The organism is Segatella copri (assembly GCF_002224675.1).
Lineage (GTDB): Bacteria > Bacteroidota > Bacteroidia > Bacteroidales > Bacteroidaceae > Prevotella > Prevotella copri_U.
In genome coordinates, this window is sequence record NZ_NMPZ01000006.1 from 18,598 (window position 1) to 36,449 (window position 17,852).

General features: G+C 45.8%; 19 protein-coding genes. 2 read left to right on the forward strand and 17 right to left on the reverse strand.

Features of this window, described 5'->3' with window-relative positions; genetic code table 11:
- Positions 1-10: 10 nt before the first annotated feature.
- The 12 genes from CFT61_RS04900 to CFT61_RS04955 all read right to left on the reverse strand — a co-directional run bounded on the left by CFT61_RS04900 (position 11) and on the right by CFT61_RS04955 (position 11,110).
- Positions 11-2,005 (reverse strand): peptidase U32 family protein, encoded by a 1,995-nt coding sequence (locus tag CFT61_RS04900; protein ID WP_089543467.1) that lies wholly within the window; start codon positions 2,003-2,005, stop codon positions 11-13.
- A gap of 76 nt (positions 2,006-2,081) precedes the next feature.
- Positions 2,082-2,999 (reverse strand): homoserine O-acetyltransferase MetA, encoded by a 918-nt coding sequence (gene metA / locus CFT61_RS04905; RefSeq protein WP_089543354.1) that lies wholly within the window; start codon positions 2,997-2,999, stop codon positions 2,082-2,084.
- 263 nt (positions 3,000-3,262) lie between these two features.
- A complete protein-coding gene (locus CFT61_RS04910; protein WP_006849046.1) occupies positions 3,263-3,421 on the reverse strand; it encodes a DUF4295 domain-containing protein in 159 nt (52 codons plus the stop codon).
- Between the two features lie 45 nt (positions 3,422-3,466).
- Positions 3,467-3,655: a 50S ribosomal protein L33 gene (gene rpmG, locus CFT61_RS04915; protein ID WP_006849045.1), complete on the reverse strand. Its 189-nt coding sequence runs from the start codon at positions 3,653-3,655 to the stop codon at positions 3,467-3,469.
- Positions 3,656-3,659: 4 nt separating this feature from the next.
- Entirely contained in the window at positions 3,660-3,923 is a 264-nt protein-coding gene (gene rpmB / locus CFT61_RS04920) for a 50S ribosomal protein L28 (RefSeq protein WP_006849044.1), read from the reverse strand.
- A 147-nt stretch (positions 3,924-4,070) separates the two neighbouring features.
- The gene (locus CFT61_RS04925) at positions 4,071-4,583 is read right to left on the reverse strand and encodes a CinA family protein (RefSeq protein ID WP_089543355.1); all 513 of its coding nucleotides are present in this window, start codon (positions 4,581-4,583) and stop codon (positions 4,071-4,073) included.
- Between the two features lie 12 nt (positions 4,584-4,595).
- A complete protein-coding gene (gene tsaD, locus CFT61_RS04930) occupies positions 4,596-5,630 on the reverse strand; it encodes a tRNA (adenosine(37)-N6)-threonylcarbamoyltransferase complex transferase subunit TsaD (protein ID WP_089543356.1) in 1,035 nt (344 codons plus the stop codon).
- A 27-nt stretch (positions 5,631-5,657) separates the two neighbouring features.
- Positions 5,658-6,518, reverse strand: a complete 861-nt coding sequence (map, locus tag CFT61_RS04935) for a type I methionyl aminopeptidase (protein ID WP_089543357.1) — start codon at positions 6,516-6,518, stop codon at positions 5,658-5,660.
- Positions 6,519-6,626: 108 nt separating this feature from the next.
- Entirely contained in the window at positions 6,627-7,247 is a 621-nt protein-coding gene (locus CFT61_RS04940) for an HAD family hydrolase (RefSeq protein ID WP_089543358.1), read from the reverse strand.
- Between the two features lie 73 nt (positions 7,248-7,320).
- Entirely contained in the window at positions 7,321-10,104 is a 2,784-nt protein-coding gene (metH, locus tag CFT61_RS04945; RefSeq protein WP_089543359.1) for a methionine synthase, read from the reverse strand.
- A 4-nt stretch (positions 10,105-10,108) separates the two neighbouring features.
- The gene (gene smpB / locus CFT61_RS04950; protein WP_089543360.1) at positions 10,109-10,588 is read right to left on the reverse strand and encodes an SsrA-binding protein SmpB; all 480 of its coding nucleotides are present in this window, start codon (positions 10,586-10,588) and stop codon (positions 10,109-10,111) included.
- Between the two features lie 18 nt (positions 10,589-10,606).
- Positions 10,607-11,110 carry a DMP19 family protein gene (locus tag CFT61_RS04955; protein ID WP_089543361.1) on the reverse strand — a complete coding sequence of 168 codons (504 nt, stop codon included), beginning with the start codon at positions 11,108-11,110 and terminating at the stop codon, positions 10,607-10,609.
- Between the two features lie 242 nt (positions 11,111-11,352).
- Here CFT61_RS04955 and CFT61_RS04960 point away from each other — a divergent pair, with 242 nt between their 5' ends.
- Positions 11,353-12,054 (forward strand): iron-sulfur cluster assembly scaffold protein, encoded by a 702-nt coding sequence (locus CFT61_RS04960; protein WP_006849036.1) that lies wholly within the window; start codon positions 11,353-11,355, stop codon positions 12,052-12,054.
- Positions 12,055-12,069: 15 nt separating this feature from the next.
- Positions 12,070-13,083: a GGGtGRT protein gene (locus CFT61_RS04965; protein ID WP_089543362.1), complete on the forward strand. Its 1,014-nt coding sequence runs from the start codon at positions 12,070-12,072 to the stop codon at positions 13,081-13,083.
- A gap of 570 nt (positions 13,084-13,653) precedes the next feature.
- Here CFT61_RS04965 and CFT61_RS04970 read toward each other — a convergent pair.
- The 5 genes from CFT61_RS04970 to CFT61_RS04990 form a co-directional block, all read right to left on the reverse strand.
- Complete coding sequence (locus CFT61_RS04970; RefSeq protein WP_089543363.1) at positions 13,654-15,144, reverse strand: oligosaccharide flippase family protein; 1,491 nt, start codon at positions 15,142-15,144, stop codon at positions 13,654-13,656.
- A gap of 144 nt (positions 15,145-15,288) precedes the next feature.
- Positions 15,289-15,816 (reverse strand): 30S ribosomal protein S16, encoded by a 528-nt coding sequence (locus tag CFT61_RS04975; RefSeq protein ID WP_089543364.1) that lies wholly within the window; start codon positions 15,814-15,816, stop codon positions 15,289-15,291.
- 156 nt (positions 15,817-15,972) lie between these two features.
- A complete protein-coding gene (locus CFT61_RS04980; RefSeq protein ID WP_089543365.1) occupies positions 15,973-16,443 on the reverse strand; it encodes a DUF4293 domain-containing protein in 471 nt (156 codons plus the stop codon).
- Positions 16,444-16,460: 17 nt separating this feature from the next.
- A complete protein-coding gene (locus CFT61_RS04985; protein WP_089543366.1) occupies positions 16,461-16,808 on the reverse strand; it encodes a DNA-directed RNA polymerase subunit omega in 348 nt (115 codons plus the stop codon).
- 69 nt (positions 16,809-16,877) lie between these two features.
- Positions 16,878-17,744, reverse strand: coding sequence for an outer membrane protein assembly factor BamD (locus CFT61_RS04990; protein WP_089543367.1), 867 nt, complete (start codon positions 17,742-17,744; stop codon positions 16,878-16,880).
- Positions 17,745-17,852: the final 108 nt, after the last annotated feature.

Here is a 17,852-nt window from a genome sequence, read left to right on the forward strand (position 1 = left end):
CGTTTCGTTTTTATTTTGTGCTATAGACATTCATCTGGCACTCTGCACAGTTGAATTCCAATCGGAATCTTCTGCCATCGCCCAGCTCCAGGAACAGAGGCTCCTTCCATTGCGGCTTCTTGCCTCCTCGTTTTACACAATAACCCAAAGAGTAACGGATGCAATGGCGGCACTGCATGATGAGGGATTCTCCCTTAGGTTGCTCAACCTCAAATGCAGATTCAATATGCTTCATGCCATGCGCCTTGTAGAAATGCTCAGCACTGCGGTTAGCGATATTATAGAGATATGGCCATTTGCCATAGGCAGGCTGCCATACAAACTTCTCCGGGTTTAACTCGTGCTCACCAGCCTGATTCAGCTGATAAGGTGCAGAGAATATTTCTTCCACCACGCCTTTCACCAAGGATCTATCTACAATATTCTGAATTCCTTCTGTCGCCGTCTCGATCAAATCTCTACGAATCTCAGACAATACACTATTTGGAATGAAATAATTCTCAAGATCACCCGCAAGAACAACTTCATCACACTCAAATATCGTATTACCCATCTTGCTCAACTGCAGTCTGATGTTATCACCCTGCGGACGCCTTGCCAATTCCAACGGTGCTTCAAAGTCATAAGAATACTCATCAATCTTGTAAAAGAGATGCTTCTCCAAGAAGCCTTCTGTTGTCATTGAGTCTAATTGAGGAACATTAACCGAAGCACCAATCTCAATCAACACCTGCTGAAGAGCACCGGATTCTAAATACTGAGGCGTAACTCTGATGTGGAGAGGTATCTTGCGGCTCGCAGTTTTCTTTGATAGAATATTCTCAAAAGCCTGGTCATTATTACGATAGAGAGCCATGCCTGGGCGCAGATGCTCCGGCATACGAAGCGGATAGAGTCGGTTACCTTCCACACGGTTTACGCGGAATCCCTCCAGCTCTTTCTCGTCGTTGATAAAGCAGAGACCATCACCATTGGCAAAGCTTGCCACTGTCGCCACGTTGAAGGAAACATTACCTCTTATCTCCTTGACCTTACCTACATACTCGCCCATCGCCTTCGGTGTATCAAAAGAAGCGATGTCCGGCTGTCGCCCATTGAGGAAATAGTTGGTAAATCCTCTGTTGAATGTCTTTTTCAAGTTAGGCTGAAACGTATGGATAGCACGACCAAATGATGCTCTACAATACTTATCCGGATTGGCAGCAACAATCTCATCGAGTTTCCGACTATAGGCAGCCACAACATTCTTCACATAGTTTACATCCTTCAGGCGTCCTTCAATCTTGAAAGAAGTTGCACCCGCATCAGCAAGTTCCAGCAGATGATCTATCTGGCAGAGATCCTTCAAAGACAGCAGATGACGCTCATGCTCTATTTCATTTTCATTGGAATCTATGAGATTGAATTTCATTCTGCAGAACTGAGCACACTCACCACGGTTTGCAGAACGGCCGAAACATTTTTCCGAAGCATAGCATACACCCGAATAACTAACACAAAGCGCACCATGCACAAAGACCTCCAACTGCGTAGAAGGATTTTTCCTGTGGATTTCCCTGATTTCATCAAGAGAAAGTTCACGGGCAAGGACCACTCTATCGAATCCTAGCGTTGACAGCCAGGCAACCTTGTCTGCAGAACGTGCATCACACTGCGTGCTGGAATGCAACTCGCGATGCCATAGTTGATTGGCTCTTACATCCCAGAGAACACCCATATCCTGCAACAGGAGTGCATCCACTCCAATACGGTCCAACTCGGCAATCATCTTCAGCGTATCCTCCATCTCATTTTCATAGATGATGGTATTCACCGTCACGTGAACCTTGGCACGAAACTGATGGGCATAATCACAGAGTTTCTTAATATCCTCCAGCGAGTTGGCAGCAGCAGCGCGGGCTCCAAAGCGTGGTGCACCTATATACACCGCATCGGCACCATGATTGATAGCAGCGATACCACACTCCAGATTCTTGGCTGGGGCAAGAAGCTCTAGCTCCGTCAAGTGTATTTCTTTTTTCTTCTTTGCTTCAATATCATTCATTTCCTAACCTATCTTAGTTCTTTTTACGACTCCAACCTTATTGAATATCCTCAATGTTATAAGGAGTTTCCTGATAAACGTAATAGTTGATCCAGTTACTGTAGAACAGGTTGGCATGGGCACGCCATGTTACCAAAGGTGCCTCATTCGGATCGTCATGGAAGTAATAGTTCTCAGGCAATTCTACGTCGTCTCGCTTGCCCATGTCTCTTTTATACTCCTTATCGAGCGTGTTAGGCGCATATTCCAGATGACCTGTCACGAAGAATTCGCGTCCACCCCTCGCCATTACGATACTCACGCCACTCTCTGCAGATTCTGCGATAATATCCAGTCCCGGCACTTTTTCGATGTCTTCCCTGCGCACCTCTGTATGGCGGCTGTGTGGCATATTGAAGATGTCATCAAAACCACGGAAGATAGGGAGTGACGGATCAAGCGGTTTCTGAGGAAAGATACCAAACTTCTTTTTATCAAGCTGATATTTTGGTACACCATAAAAGTGATAGAGTCCAGCCTGCGCACCCCAGCAGATATACAGCGTAGAGGTAACGTGGGTACGTGCCCAATTGAATATCTCCTGGATTTCCGGCCAATACTCCACCTCCTCATATTCCATCGTCTCTATAGGAGCACCCGTCACTATCATACCGTCAAACTTCTGCTTTGACAGTTCCGCAAAGTCCTTATAGAACATCATCATGTGTTCTATCGGCGTATTCTTTGGAGTATGGCTCTTCAACTTCATGAAGTAAACCTCCAACTGCAGAGGCGTATTGGAGAGCAATCTCACCAAATCAGTTTCTGTCGTGATCTTAAGCGGCATCAGGTTGAGCACACAAATCTTCAGCGGTCTGATTTCCTGATTATGTGCACGACTCTCATCCATCACGAAAATATTCTCATGCTTCAGCAGCTCAATAGCTGGAAGTTTATCCGGTAATCTTAACGGCATCTTATCTTGTTCCTTTCTTCTTTAAAAACATTATATATATCCCCTTTTCTGCAAAAGCGGACATTTCACTTATTCCGTGCAAAGTTACGTTTTTATTTTGAAATAGCAAAAGAAAAAAGAAAGAAAAATAAACTCATATAGGAAAAATATCTTCTGTAACAAAAACAAAAAAGGCCGCATACCCTTTAATAAGAGTATTGCGACCTTATTGTATTTATGCGAGTCTCCAAGAGAACGCTAGTCTGAATGCCTATGCAACCAGATTAGTCCTTGAAGAAATCCTTAACAGCCTCGTTTGGTACCATCTTCTCATCGAAAACGTAAGCACCAGTCTTAGGGCTCTTAACCATCTTGATAACCTTTGTGTATGCGCGACCATCCATGTTACCTTCGTGGAGGGTAGCGACCGCTTTCTTTGCCATAGTCTATTAAAATTGATAAAATTGTTTATAAACTTGTAAGCGAGCTTACTTAATCTCCTTGTGAAGAGTCATCTTCTTAAGGATTGGGTTGTACTTCATCAACTCAAGACGCTCAGGAGTGTTCTTACGATTCTTTGTAGTCACGTAACGGCTTGTACCTGGCATACCACTGTTCTTATGCTCAGTGCACTCGAGGATAACTTGTACTCTATTACCTTTTGCTTTCTTTGCCATGATATTATTCTCCTATAACTTTAATGTCCTTCCAATCTACGTAGCCCTTCTTTACTGCCTGATTCAAAGCAGCATCGAGACCTACCTTGTTAATAAGACGAAGACCAGCAGCACTGATCTTGAGGCTGATCCAGCAACCCTCTTCTACATAGTAGAATTTCTTGCTGAAGAGGTTAACGTCAAAGCTTCTCTTTGTACGGTGCTTTGAGTGAGACACATTGCAACCTAACTGTGCCTTCTTACCTGTGATTTGACAAATTTTAGACATTTCTATCTTTAATTTTGTAATTCGTTAATTGATACCTATTCCAAACAGAGTGCAAAATTACAAAATAATTCGGTAATAACAAAATAATCCCTAAAAGAACGCTGTCTTTTAAGGATTATTAATACTTTATGGCTCTAAATTAGCATTTTATGCCTCTTTTTTCAAATCTTCAGCATGTTCTTTCAGGAAATCGAGCATACCCTTAAGCGCTGTATTTGTGGCAATTGCAAGATTGATATCGCGACCGAAATCCTCTGTAAGTTTCACCACACGAACATCATCCTTGCTACCAAAACCAACGAAGATTGTACCCACTGGCGCAGATGGAGTACCACCTGTAGGTCCCGATACACCTGTTGCCGAAATGGCGAAATCAACATTCAGGGCTTTGATGGCACCAAGCACCATCTCCTTGGCTACTTCCTCGCAGAAGGCTGTCTTCTCCTCCAGAAGCTCATGGCTCACTCCGAGAAGATTCTCTTTTACCTCATTGGTATAACTTACCACACCACCCTTGAAGTAATTGCTGGCACCTGGCACTGAGATAAGCGCTTCGGCGATACGACCGCCTGTGCAGCTCTCGGCTGTGCCCACTGTCTTGTCACTATTGTAGAGCATCTCCTGGATGCCCTTGCTTAATATCTTTGTTTCAAATTCCATAAGAATTTCTGTTTACTTAAATGTTACTTTACTATATGCAGGCAGATCGATGGTGGCAAAATCGCCATCACGATACTTGAATGTACCTACACAACCAATCATAGCCGCATTGTCTGTGGTATAGCTGAACTTTGGTATGTAGATGGTCCAGCCAAAACGCTTGGCATGATCACGGAAGGCATTGCGGAGACCATTGTTGGCACTCACACCACCAGCCACAGCCACATGCTTGATTCCTGTCTGTTTCACTGCCATACGCAATTTCTTCATCAGGATATCCACGATGGTGAACTCGATGCTCGCAGCCAAGTCAAACTTGTTCTTCTCCACAAAATCCGGATCAGCAGCTACCCACTTGCGCAGACTGTAGAGGAAACTGGTCTTGAAGCCAGAGAAGCTATAGTTCAGTCCAGGGATATGTGGCTCAGCAAAGCTGAAAGCCTTCGGATTACCCTGGCGGGCATACTTATCTACAACAGGGCCACCTGGGTAGCCCCACTCCAACACCTTGGCACACTTATCTATCGCCTCACCGGCAGCATCATCGATAGTCTGACCGAGAACCTCCATATCGTTGTAGGCATTCACCTTCACAATCTGCGAGTTTCCACCGCTCACAAGAAGACAGATAAATGGGAATGGAGGTGCACTCTGGTCATCATCGCTTTCCTTGATGAAATGAGCCATCACATGACCCTGCAAGTGATTGACATCAATCATCGGGATGTTGAGCGAACGGGCAAAGCCCTTGGCAAAGCTCACACCCACGAGCAGAGAACCCATTAAGCCCGGTCCACGGGTGAAGGCAACGGCAGACAGATCTTCCTTTCTGATGCCCGCACGGGCGATAGCCTGATCTACCACAGGCACCACATTCTGCTGATGAGCACGGGAAGCAAGCTCAGGCACCACGCCACCATAGGCACGGTGCACTTCCTGAGAAGCAGTCACGTTACTCAGCAATACTCCATTCTTGAGCACTGCGGCTGAGGTATCGTCACAACTGCTCTCTATACCTAATATATATATATCCTTTTTTTCTTCCATAATTACTAAGGGCTAAGCCCATATATATTAATGTGTAAGAATCTCCACACCCGTCTCAGTCATCACGAGTGTATGCTCCCACTGAGCAGATGGCTTTTCGTCACCGGTAATTACCTCCCATCCGTATGGATCATCGGCATCGATGAACACCTGCCAGGTTCCCATATTGATCATTGGCTCGATAGTAAACACCATACCAGGCACGAGCAACATACCAGTTCCTCTATGACCATAATGAAGAACCTCAGGCTCTTCATGGAACTGGCAGCCTACTCCATGACCACAGAGGTCACGGACAACACCATAACCATACTTCTTGCAATGCTTTTCGATGGCATGACCGATATCGCCCACAAAAGAGTAAGGCTTAGCCGCCTCCATACCAATCTCAAGACACTCCTTGGCAACACGAACCAACTGTTCCTTTTCAGGAGTTGTCTTGCCGCCAACGATGAACATACGGCTGGCATCTGCATAGTAACCATCCACGATGGTAGTCATATCCACATTGACGATGTCACCCTCTTCGAGAACATCCTCTTCCTTAGGAATACCATGACATACCACTTCATTGATGGATGTACATACACTCTTAGGGTAGCCCTCATAGTTGAGGCAGGCAGGAATCGCATTATGATCCTTGCAATACTGCATACAGAGGTCATCGATCTGCTGAGTATTGATACCCGGACGGATCATCTCGGCAACAGCATCGAGACAACCTGTATTCACGACACCACTCTTGCGGATGCCTTCTATTTGTTCCGGAGTCTTAATCAAGTCGCGGGTAGGCACGAGCTTACCCTTATTTTCCCAAAACATCACCTGCTTGTCGAGCTCTGTAACAGGCTGACCAGGCAGACAATGCCATCTTTTCTTCTTAACCATTGTCTAATTATTTAATATTTGCGACTGCAAAAGTACATTATTTCTTGCAGAATGCAAAATAAAATGGCAATTATTTGCAGTTGGACCGCAAATAATCACCATAAATCATTACTTCAAATAATCGTAGATTTTATCGCACCAGTCCTCTCCGTTCTGCGGACAATAGGTAAAGAGCCCTACCTCAGAAGCCGCACAGCAGTTACGGGCGCCGTCATCAATAAAGAGACATTCCTCCGGCAACGCCTTTTCCTGAGCCATCACGTAACGGAAGAAATTCTCGTCCGGCTTCATATATTTCACCTCATAGCTGCGATACATGGCATCGAAATAATCACCGATAGGGTGACCGTCGCCTGAGAAATCCTCACTATCCGTCCAAGCCGATACGTATGGATTGGTATTGCTGAGCAAGACCACGCGATATCCCTGCTTCTTGAGATTTCTGATGGTCATCAACTTGCGGGCAGGCACCTCCTTCATATAGCCCAGCCAGCAATGCTGCAGCTCCTCAAAGCTCACCTCTCGACCCACCTTCTCGCTTACCAGACGGCGATACTCCTCCTCGGAAAGCTTTCCTCCTTCCAGATCGCCATTCAAGCCCGACTGCTTATAAGGATCCATCTTCTCGGCAAACTCCTTCATACCTAACTCAACAAAGCGTTTGCCTGCCTCATTCTCGTCGAGGGTGATCACGACACCACCCATATCAAAAATAACCGTCTTGATCATATTATCCTTATTACTAATACCTTATATATTCTATTATAAAACATTTCTGCTACATTATCAAAAAACGCTTAGTTTAAAACAGCTCAAGCTTGTTCTTTCTGGCTTCTTCCAGCGAGACAATCTTCGCCTGCTGTTCGTGATACTCATTGCGCAAGCGTTCGTATCGCTCATCAAGTTCAGCTATAAACTTAGGGCATTCAGTCTCGTTGAGGAATCGGGCACAGATACCGGCATTCAGCGAAGCATCCTTCACCCAGATAACCGGTCCATCATACACCGGTGCGATCTTCAATGCCACATGCAGTTCGCTCGTGGTAGCGCCTCCCACCATGATCGGGATACGCAAGCCTGCCTTCTGCATCTCCTGGGCAGTGTGAACCATCTCTTCCAGTGATGGAGTAATCAAGCCGCTCAAGCCGATGGCATCCACCTTCTCTTCTATCGCCTTCTTCACAATCTGCTCGGCAGGTACCATCACGCCCAGGTCGATGATATCATAGTTGTTGCACGACATCACCACACACACGATATTCTTACCGATATCATGCACATCTCCCTTTACGGTCGCCATCAGTATCTTTCCGGCAGAAGTACTTCCACCCTGCTTCTCTGCTTCGATATGAGGCTGGAGGATGGAAACGGCAGCCTTCATGGTTCGTGCCGTCTTCACCACCTGCGGCAAGAACATCTCGCCCTTACCGAAGAGCTCACCCACCAGGTTCATACCATCCATCAGCGGACCTTCGATGACGTTCACGGCATGCGGATACTTCTGCAATGCCTCATCTATATCAGGTTGCAGGAACTCGGTAATACCCTTCTGCAGGGCATACTTCAATCTTTCCTCCACAGCCTGCTTACGCCACTCTGGAGCAGCAGGCTTCGGAGCTGGCGCACCGCCTGCCTTGGCTGCAGCCTTTGCCGCATCAGCCTTCGCCTTGATTTCGGCAGCCAGTTCGATGAGATCATCGGCAGCACCCTTTCTTCTGTTCAACACCACATCCTCGATGAGTTCGAGCTGTTCTTTAGGTATTTTATCATAATCCATTCTTGCCTTGGCATTTACGATACCAAAGTCCATACCCACCTTTTGGGCATGATGCAGGAATACACAATGAATCGCTTCACGGATATACGTATTGCCGCGGAACGAGAACGAGAGGTTGCTGACTCCACCACTGACATGTGCTCCAGGCAGATTCTGATGAATCCACTCGGTGGCACGGATGAATTCCACGGCATAATTATCATGCTCCTCCATACCCGTAGCGATGGCAAGCACATTCGGGTCGAAGATGATATCGAGCGGATTCATTCCCAGTTTATCTACCAGGAGGTGATAGGCACGCTCGGCAATCTCGATACGTCGCTCATAGGTAGTGGCCTGTCCCACTTCATCGAAGCACATCACCACAACGGCGGCACCATAACGCATCACATCACGTGCATGAGAGAGGAAAACCTCTTCACCCTCCTTCAGGGAGATGGAATTCACGATACATTTACCCTGACAGCACTTCAGTCCGGCAAGAATCACATCCCACTTCGAGGAGTCTATCATCACAGGCACCTTGGCAATCTCTGGTTCTGCCGCTATCATATTGAGGAAGTTCACCATTTCAGCCTTGGCATCCAGCAGTCCGTCGTCCATATTCACGTCCACCACGGCTGCACCATCTGCCACCTGCTTACGGGCAATACCGATGGCTTCCTCATAACCTTTCTCATTAATCAATCGCAGGAACTTCCTACTACCAGCCACGTTACAGCGTTCGCCTACGTTAACGAAGCGGCTGGCATCTACCGGCAGACGAACGGAATCATCCACCTGCAGCAAGTCCAAACCAGAGAGCCACATATACTTAGGCTTCTCCACCACCTGATGCGGTTTCTTACCCTCAGCACTTCTGGCATAGTGAGCGATGAATTCCGGACTGGTTCCACAGCAGCCGCCGATGATGTTGACGATGCCCTCATCGATAAACTCGGCTATCTGGGGAGCCATCGACTCAGCCGTCTCGTCATATTGTCCCATCTCGTTAGGCAATCCTGCATTAGGATGGGCACTAATATAATAAGGTGCAACCTTTGCCAGATGCTCGATGAACGGTTTCATCTGGGGAGCACCGAAGGCACAGTTCATACCTACCGAGAAAATAGGATAAGGAGAGAGCGAGGCCAGGAAAGCATCCACGGTCTGACCGCTCAGTGTTCTGCCAGCCAGATCACTCACCGTAAGACTGATCATAATAGGCAGTTCTACCCCATGCTTCTTCATCATGGTGATGGCAGCATCAATCATAGCCTTGCAGTTGAGCGTATCGAAGATGGTCTCGATGAGGATGACATCAGCACCACCTTCGATGAGACCATCCACCTGTTCGCAGACATCAGTGAAAAGTTCATCATACGTAATCTCCCGGGCAGCAGGATCACTGACGTCCGGACTCATGGAACAAGTTTTATTGGTAGGTCCCACATCTCCTGCTACGAAGCGTGGTTTATCGGGTGTAGAAAACTTATCACATTCGATACGCGCCAAGCGGGCGCCTTCGAAAGCCATTTCCCTAGCACAGTCTTCCAGGTGATAATCAGCCTGCGAGATGCGCTGACACGAGAAGGTGTTCGCCGTAATGATGTCGGCGCCCGCCTCCAGGTAACGTCGGTAAATATCAGAGATAACATCAGGGCGAGTGATGTTGAGCATATCGTTGTTGCCCTTCATCATTCCCGGCACATCGCGGAAGCGATCGCCTCTGAAGTCTTCTTCTGTAAGATTATACTTCTGAATCTCAGTACCCATGGCACCATCCAGAATCAGAATCTTCTCCTTAACAATCTCTCTTATATTCTTCATGGGTCTAAAAGTGCTTAATGGCTCTATCCATCTCTCTTCTGTCCTCTTTCTCCTTCAGGGTCTGACGCTTGTCATACTCCTTCTTACCCTTGCAGAGGGCGATATCCACCTTGGCACGTCCATTGTCGTCAATGAAGACAAGTGTAGGCACGATGGTAAAGCCCGGCTGCTTGCTATCCTCTTCCAAACGGCGCAATTCGCGCTTGGTGAGAAGGAGCTTGCGGTCGCGGCGAGCCTCATGATTGGAAAAAGAGCCATAGAAATAAGGCGAGATATTCATACCCTTTACCCAAAGTTCACCCTGATAGAAATCGCAGTAGCAATCTACCAGGGATGCCTTACCGCCACGGATCGACTTGATCTCGGTACCGGTAAGTACGATACCAGCGGTGTAAGTATCAACAAAGAAGTACTCGAACGATGCCTTCTTGTTGCGTATCTGTATCGGACTCTTCTTGCGGAGTTCCTGATCTTTCTTGTTCATAATCCTAATACCTTAATATTATATAATAGTGACGAAGTTTTCGATATGCTCATCAATATAGAAAGCCACCTTGCTGGTCCATTCCTCTTCGTTCTCCACGAATTCATCATCGAAATCATCAAACTCAGGGAATTTCTCATAAAGCGCCATGAAGTCCTCGTCGCTCATATCCCCCTCGATTTCTTCATGATGACTCTTATAGAGGAAATGACTTTTCTTGATAAGCTTTGAAAGCTCCACAAGCCCCCAGTTACGGAACGCCTTGTCGGTAGGATTCTTCCAGAGGAAGGCACCATAGCCGTTATGGATGAGCTGAATCATACCGCCATCCATCATCTCCTCGTGCAGGGTATCCCACGCCAGGAGCGTAATCTGGTCGCTATTCAGCTCAGCCATGGTCTCAGCAGTGAGTTCGCCACCAATCGCCTCGCGGATTGCATCCACGAAAGCCTTCACAAATTCATCCATGCCTGCCTCCGCTGCCTGCTGAAGCACGGCGTCCTGTATCTTAACTTCAATCATAATCTTCAAAATTGCTATTTTCAGTTTGCAAAGATACATTAAAATAGGGACAAACCCAAGAAAAAATCTAAATATTAGGTTAAAGAGTTAAAAAGAATACTCTTTTTTGGGTATTTTACAGATATTTTTTGTACTTTTGTGGTCGGAATTGAGGTTTAACGCCGATGTTTCAGCAAAACAATATGAATTTAAGAAGAAGAATTTATACTTTTATATATTCATTAATATAAAATTTAGCGAATATGATCTATTCAAAAGAAGTAGACAACATGTGCGTTGTCGCTAAGGGTCCTAACCACGGACCAGCTCCAATTCCTGAAGAGGGAAAATGGATTCAGGCAAAAGAGATCAAGGATATCTCTGGTTATACCCACGGTGTGGGTTGGTGTGCTCCTCAGCAGGGTGCTTGTAAGCTCTCTTTGAACATCAAGGAAGGCGTTATTCAGGAGGCTCTCGTTGAGACTATCGGTTGTACTGGTATGACTCACTCAGCTGCTATGGCTTCTGAGATTCTTCCAGGTAAGACTATCCTTGAGGCTTTGAACACTGACCTCGTTTGCGATGCTATCAATACTGCAATGCGCGAGCTCTTCCTCCAGATTGTTTACGGTCGTAGCCAGAGCGCTTTCTCTGAGGGCGGTCTTGTTATCGGTGCAGGTCTTGAGGACTTGGGTAAGGGTCTTCGTTCACAGACTGGTACTCTCTACGGTACTGTAGCTAAGGGTACACGTTACCTCGAGTTGACAGAGGGTTACATCACAAAGCAGTTCTTGGATAAGGACAGCCAGGTTTGTGGTTACGAGTATGTTCACCTCGGCAAGATGATGGAGGCTATCAAGAACGGTATGGACGCTAACGAGGCTGTCAAGAAGTTCACAGGTAGCTACGGTCGTACAACTGCTGAGCAGGGTGTTGTTAAAGCAATTGATCCACGTAAAGAATAATAAGGAGATACAGATATGATTAGAAAAGTAAGTTACGAAAGTCAGGAACGTCGCGAGAAGCAGGTTCTTGCTGCTCTTAATGCTAACGGTATTCAGAGCTTGGAAGAGGCTAATCAAATCTGCGAGGACGCAGGTGTTGACCCTTATCAGATGTGTGAAGATACTCAGCGTATCTGCTTCGAGAACGCTAAGTGGGCGTATGTAGCTGGTGCTGCTATCGCTATCAAGAAAGGTGCTAAGACTGCTGCTGACGCAGCTGAGGCTATCGGTATCGGTTTGCAGGCTTTCTGCATCCCTGGTTCTGTAGCTGACGACCGTAAGGTTGGTCTCGGTCACGGTAACTTGGCTGCTCGTTTGCTCCGTGAGGAGACTCAGTGCTTCGCTTTCTTGGCTGGTCACGAGTCTTTCGCTGCTGCTGAGGGTGCTATCAAGATTGCTGAGATGGCTAACAAGGTTCGCAAGAACCCATTGCGCGTTATCTTGAACGGTCTTGGTAAGGATGCTGCTCAGATTATCAGCCGCATCAACGGTTTCACATACGTTCAGACAAAGTTTGATTACTACACAGGTGAGTTGAAGGTTGTTAACCGCATCGCTTACAGCGACGGTCCACGTGCTAAGGTTAACTGCTACGGCGCTGACGACGTTCGCGAGGGTGTTGCTATCAACTGGAGCGAGGATGTAGATGTATCTATCACTGGTAACTCTACAAACCCTACACGTTTCCAGCACCCAGTTGCTGGTACATACAAGAAGGAGCGTATTGCTGCTGGTAAGCCATACTTCTCAGTAGCTTCTGGTGGTGGTACTGGTCGTACATTGCACCCAGATAACATGGCTGCTGGTCCTGCTTCTTACGGTATGACTGATACTATGGGTCGTATGCACTCAGACGCTCAGTTCGCAGGTTCTTCTTCAGTTCCTGCTCACGTAGAGATGATGGGCTTCCTCGGTATGGGTAACAACCCTATGGTTGGTGCTACTGTTGCTATCGCCGTAGCTATCGACCTCGCTATCAACAAGAAGTAAATTCTTTGAGATAACAAAGCAATAAGTATAAATGATCCCTGTAACTTGCTATAAGTTACAGGGATTTTTCATTTTCATATAAACGATATGGAAGAATACCAATCCCTTATCTTATTCATACAAACGATATGGAAGAATACCAATCCCCTATCTTATTCATACAAACGATATGGAAGAATACCAATCCCCTATCTTATTCATACAAACGATATGGAAGAATACCAATCCCCTATCTGAACTACATACAACAGCCCAATATTGTGTAAGAAAAATTCCATATTCTAATCTTTATACTGAAAGCCCCGAAAAATAAGGAGAGTAGAGACACAAAATTTTCCCTTAAGGAAAAATAAAAATATCCTTAAGGAAAAATATATTTTTCCTTAAGGGAAGAAATTTTTCTCCTTAAAGATAATTTTGACTTTCTGAAACTTGTAATATTATTTACTAAACTTAAGTAAGTACCTCCCCCACACGCCCTGAAAGGGCAGAAGCTCCTAGCCCAGGGTATCACCCTGGGTATGAGAACAATCAGTAAGACGCCCTGAAAGGGCAAAAGCTTTATATATTCTACTGCTTCAACGAACGGTGAATTTTGGAGAGACTATACGCCAGAGAATCCAGGAACAGGAAAAGACCCAGCAGCCAATAGCCCCAGGAATCTGCATCCCACAACCATACTACACCTCCTATCAGCAGCAGATTCAGAAGATGAACCACCAGATGCTTGCCTGCCAGGAAACTCAGGCGATAGGCATAATGAAAATGACAGAAAACAAAGACTCCTATCGACTCCAGGACATAGGCAACAACAATACCTGCCCCCAAACCATCCAGACCATACCATAGATAGCCGATGATTTCACAAACGATGAGCAATAATACGCAACAGCATTCCTGAACCAGAAATATCCGAGCCTCACCCCTAGACAAAGGGATATACTCCAGCGGCAGATAAAACGCCTTCCATAATAACCCTGCTGCTGCAATCTGAGTCATACCCAAGACACCTAGAAACTGAATGTTGTATAATAATGGTATGGCTATAGGAAGCAACAGGATAATGGCAATGATGATTGGACCCATCAAGAGGATATTCATCTCTAACTGCCTGTTTACAATCAGATTACGGTTTTCCGCCTCGACCATACAACTCTCCTCACTCTTTACTGCAGAAAGACGGGGATAATAATCAGTTTCCATCACCGAAAAGATCATACCACCATACACCAGCACCAGGGTAATACCGGAATTGAAAAGACCAACCACGGCGAGATCTCCCTGCTGATTGAGAAAGGCTCTTACCAGAAATTCTGCCCCACTACTCATCATTCCAGCCAAGACAAACGAGAGTCCCAGACGAACCATCGGGAAAGCTTTAACCAACTGGCTCCAGGAAAAGCACAAGCGAAACGGCTTTTCCTTACGTGAAAACCAAAAGGCAAGCAACCATTGGCTTAATGCCAACAGAAAAAGTACTACGAGAATTCCCTGCTCTCCGAAGTAGCCATAGATGGGCACAGAAACAAGCAAAGACAAGAGCGCCAACAAAGAAGACAGCACCGCCAACGCCTTGAGCTTACCCAATCCTTTGAGAATAGCCGTCTCACCTCCAGCCAATATGGTAAAGAAGATAGTAGGAGCCAACAATATGAAATGCAGGGTATGATTTCCCCACGAAAAGGTGAAGAGATTAAGCAAGGGGCCTAAAAGAGCACAAATCAAAGCACCCAGAAAAGCAGAAAGCAGACTGAGTAAACGGACCTGGGCAACAGCCTGGTCTATCCCGCTTCCGGTATCAGCCTCAGAAACCACTCTAACGCCACTGGTAGGAATACCGAGATTGGAAACAGAAGAAAGGAAATTGGAAGTAGAATTGAAAAGAGACAGCAATCCCATGCCTGAAGGTCCCAGGAACATAGCGGTAAATTTATTCCTGACTACGCCAACGAGCATATTCAACCCCTGTACTCCTCCAAACAATCCGGTATATTTCAATATATGCGAATAGCTGTTCTTTTCTGAATCCAGTCTTTCATCCATTTTCTTAGTCTTTCCCATAATACTTTAACGCAAATCCAGGATATTTATTGTAAAAACAGGGGATTTATTGTAAAAACAGGCAACAAAAAAAAGGCCGACACTCTTCATAAGAGTAATCGACCTTTATACTTTTCAATCTCCAAAGAAGATTCTTTTAGAAGATTAAGCCTCAGCTGGAGCCTCCTCTGTAGCCTCAGTCTCAGCAGCAGCCTCTGCAGCAGCAGCGGCAGCAGCAGCCTTCTTCTCAGCTACCTTCTTAGCGATTGCCTCGTTCATCTTCTTCTCAGCCTCGAGCTCCTTAGCAGCAGCTTCCTTCTTAGCCTTAGCGTCGCCCTCGCGAACAGCAGAAGCCTTAGCGTCCTTGCCATTCTTCCAAGCGTCGAAACGCTTCTGAGCCTCAGCATCGTCGAATGCGCCCTTCTTAACGCCACCCTTGAGGTGCTTCATCAAGTAAACGCCCTCGCCCTTGAGGATGTTGCGAACTGTGTCTGTTGGCTGTGCACCTGTCTCTACCCAGTAGAGTGCGCGCTCGAAATTCAAATCTACAGTAGCAGGATTGGTGTTAGGGTTGAAAGTACCAATCTTCTCAGTAAATTTACCATCACGTGGTGCTCTAACGTCAGCGATTACGATGCTGTAGAAAGCATAGTTCTTACGACCGCCGCGCTGCAATCTGATTTTTGTTGCCATTTTTTAAATCTAATTTTAATTTAATTATTAATGAGGTTTGAATTTTATGCTGTCATCTCGTGACAGCGGGTGCAAAGGTACTACTTTTATTTGGTACCCACAAATTTTTCTCCTATTTTATAGGCTTTTTTAGCATTTCTTTTAAGAATCAGGGCTTTATCGGATGCGATCAGCGGCTTTTACCAGCTTTTCGTCATCATTTACACCCTTATATGCCATAGCGACAAGTATCAGGCTGACGATTGGCAGACAGGCTGCGAACTCTGTGCCCATCTTGCCCTGAACCTCTGGAATAGGAATGATACCCAGAAGAATCAAGACATAATCTATCACCCACAGTACCTGAAGCAGCATGGTACATTTGCAGATACTCATCTGTACCTTGCGATTCTTATAAAGGAATATCGTTACCAACGATAAGATTGCTGTTACGCTGAGCAGGACAAACAGAGGGATGCAGGTGGCAGAGACAGCAAGACCGCCCTCGCCTGTCACCACACCCAGATTGTAAACCATGCTGTCTGTTCCCATTCCCTCTGGCGCTATACTGCCAATAGGAAAGAACAGACCCAGCGCACATACAATAACAGCTAAAAGCAAAAACAGGGTTTGTTTACGCTGTATCATAACTCTACCTGTCTTGTTTAGAGTTCATCCTCATCAGAAGAGTGAGCTGGCATACTTGGATCACGCCAATAGATGCTCTTCTCTACAAACTCCTCTGTAGCAATCAAAGTTGGCTTTGGCAACTTCTCATAGAAACGAGAGATCTCAATCTGCTCACGGTTCTCGAAGACCTCTTCCAAAGAATCGTTGTAAGAAGCAAACTCAGAGAGTTTCTTGCTCAAGTCCTGCTTAATCTCAAGCGAGATCTGGTTAGCTCGCTTAGCGATGATTGCAACACTCTCGTAAATGTTATGCGTATCATCACAGAGATCCATGATGTTACGAGTAACTGTGTTAACTGGTGCTTTTGATTTCTTATAATCCATAATTTATAGTACTATATATATTATATCTATTTTTATCTATCGTTTCCTGCTAGTAAGCTGTGAGGGGCATTATTTGTTGTCCCCTGCGAGCTTGTCGAGTGTATCCTCAGGATGTGCCTTCTCGAAAGCCTTGCACTTCTCGATATATTTCTCGGCAGTGGCACGCTCCTTAGAATCCGGATACTCATTGATGAAGCCATAGCATTCATCCTCAGCATCCTGATAGCGCTCCAGCTGCTTGCTCTCAATACTCATCTTCGCCAGTTCATACTTGCTCTTCATGATGAGTGTAGCAAATTCCTCGCGCTTGTTGCTGTAAGGATAATCCTTGAGGGCATTCTGCGCTGTTACGATGCAAGCCTCATAATTGTTGCCGCCGTTGGTGCAGTTGCCGAAGTAAGTACCCATATCGAAGTACAGGCGTGCACTCTTATACTCCTTCTCTACCAGAAGATCCTGCAAGGCAAAGAGACGGTTGGTTGCCTGAGCCTTGAGATGAGCATCCGGGAAGAGATCGAGAAACTCCTGGAAGGCTGTAATCGCAGTATAAGTAGTACTCTGGTCGAGTCGAGGCTCCGGGGCATTCTGATAGAGGCTTTCGCCCACAAAGTACTTCGCCATCTCTGCATACTGTCCCTTCGGATAGCTGGCATAATATTTCTTGAAATACTCTGATGCCGTTTCGTAATCCTTCAAGCCATACTCAGCCATCGCCAACATATAGAGACACTCCTCGCCCTCAGTTGAACCCTTCTTCATGGTTACAACTTCCTGCAACAGAGGAATGGCACGAGAATACTTGCCCTGTGCAAAACACTGCTTGGCATACTCGTACTTATAGGTAGGTGTTGCTGCCTTATATACCTGATTATATTCGCTCGCACAGCCAGTAAGAAGCAATGCTACACTAGCTGCGATTAGTATTGATTTCTTCATATTATTACTTTTGTGGATGCAAAGTTACAGATAATTTGCTTATTATCAAAAGAAAAAATACATTTTTTCGCAAATAATTAATCTTTATAACGATTAATGCCGTTTTTT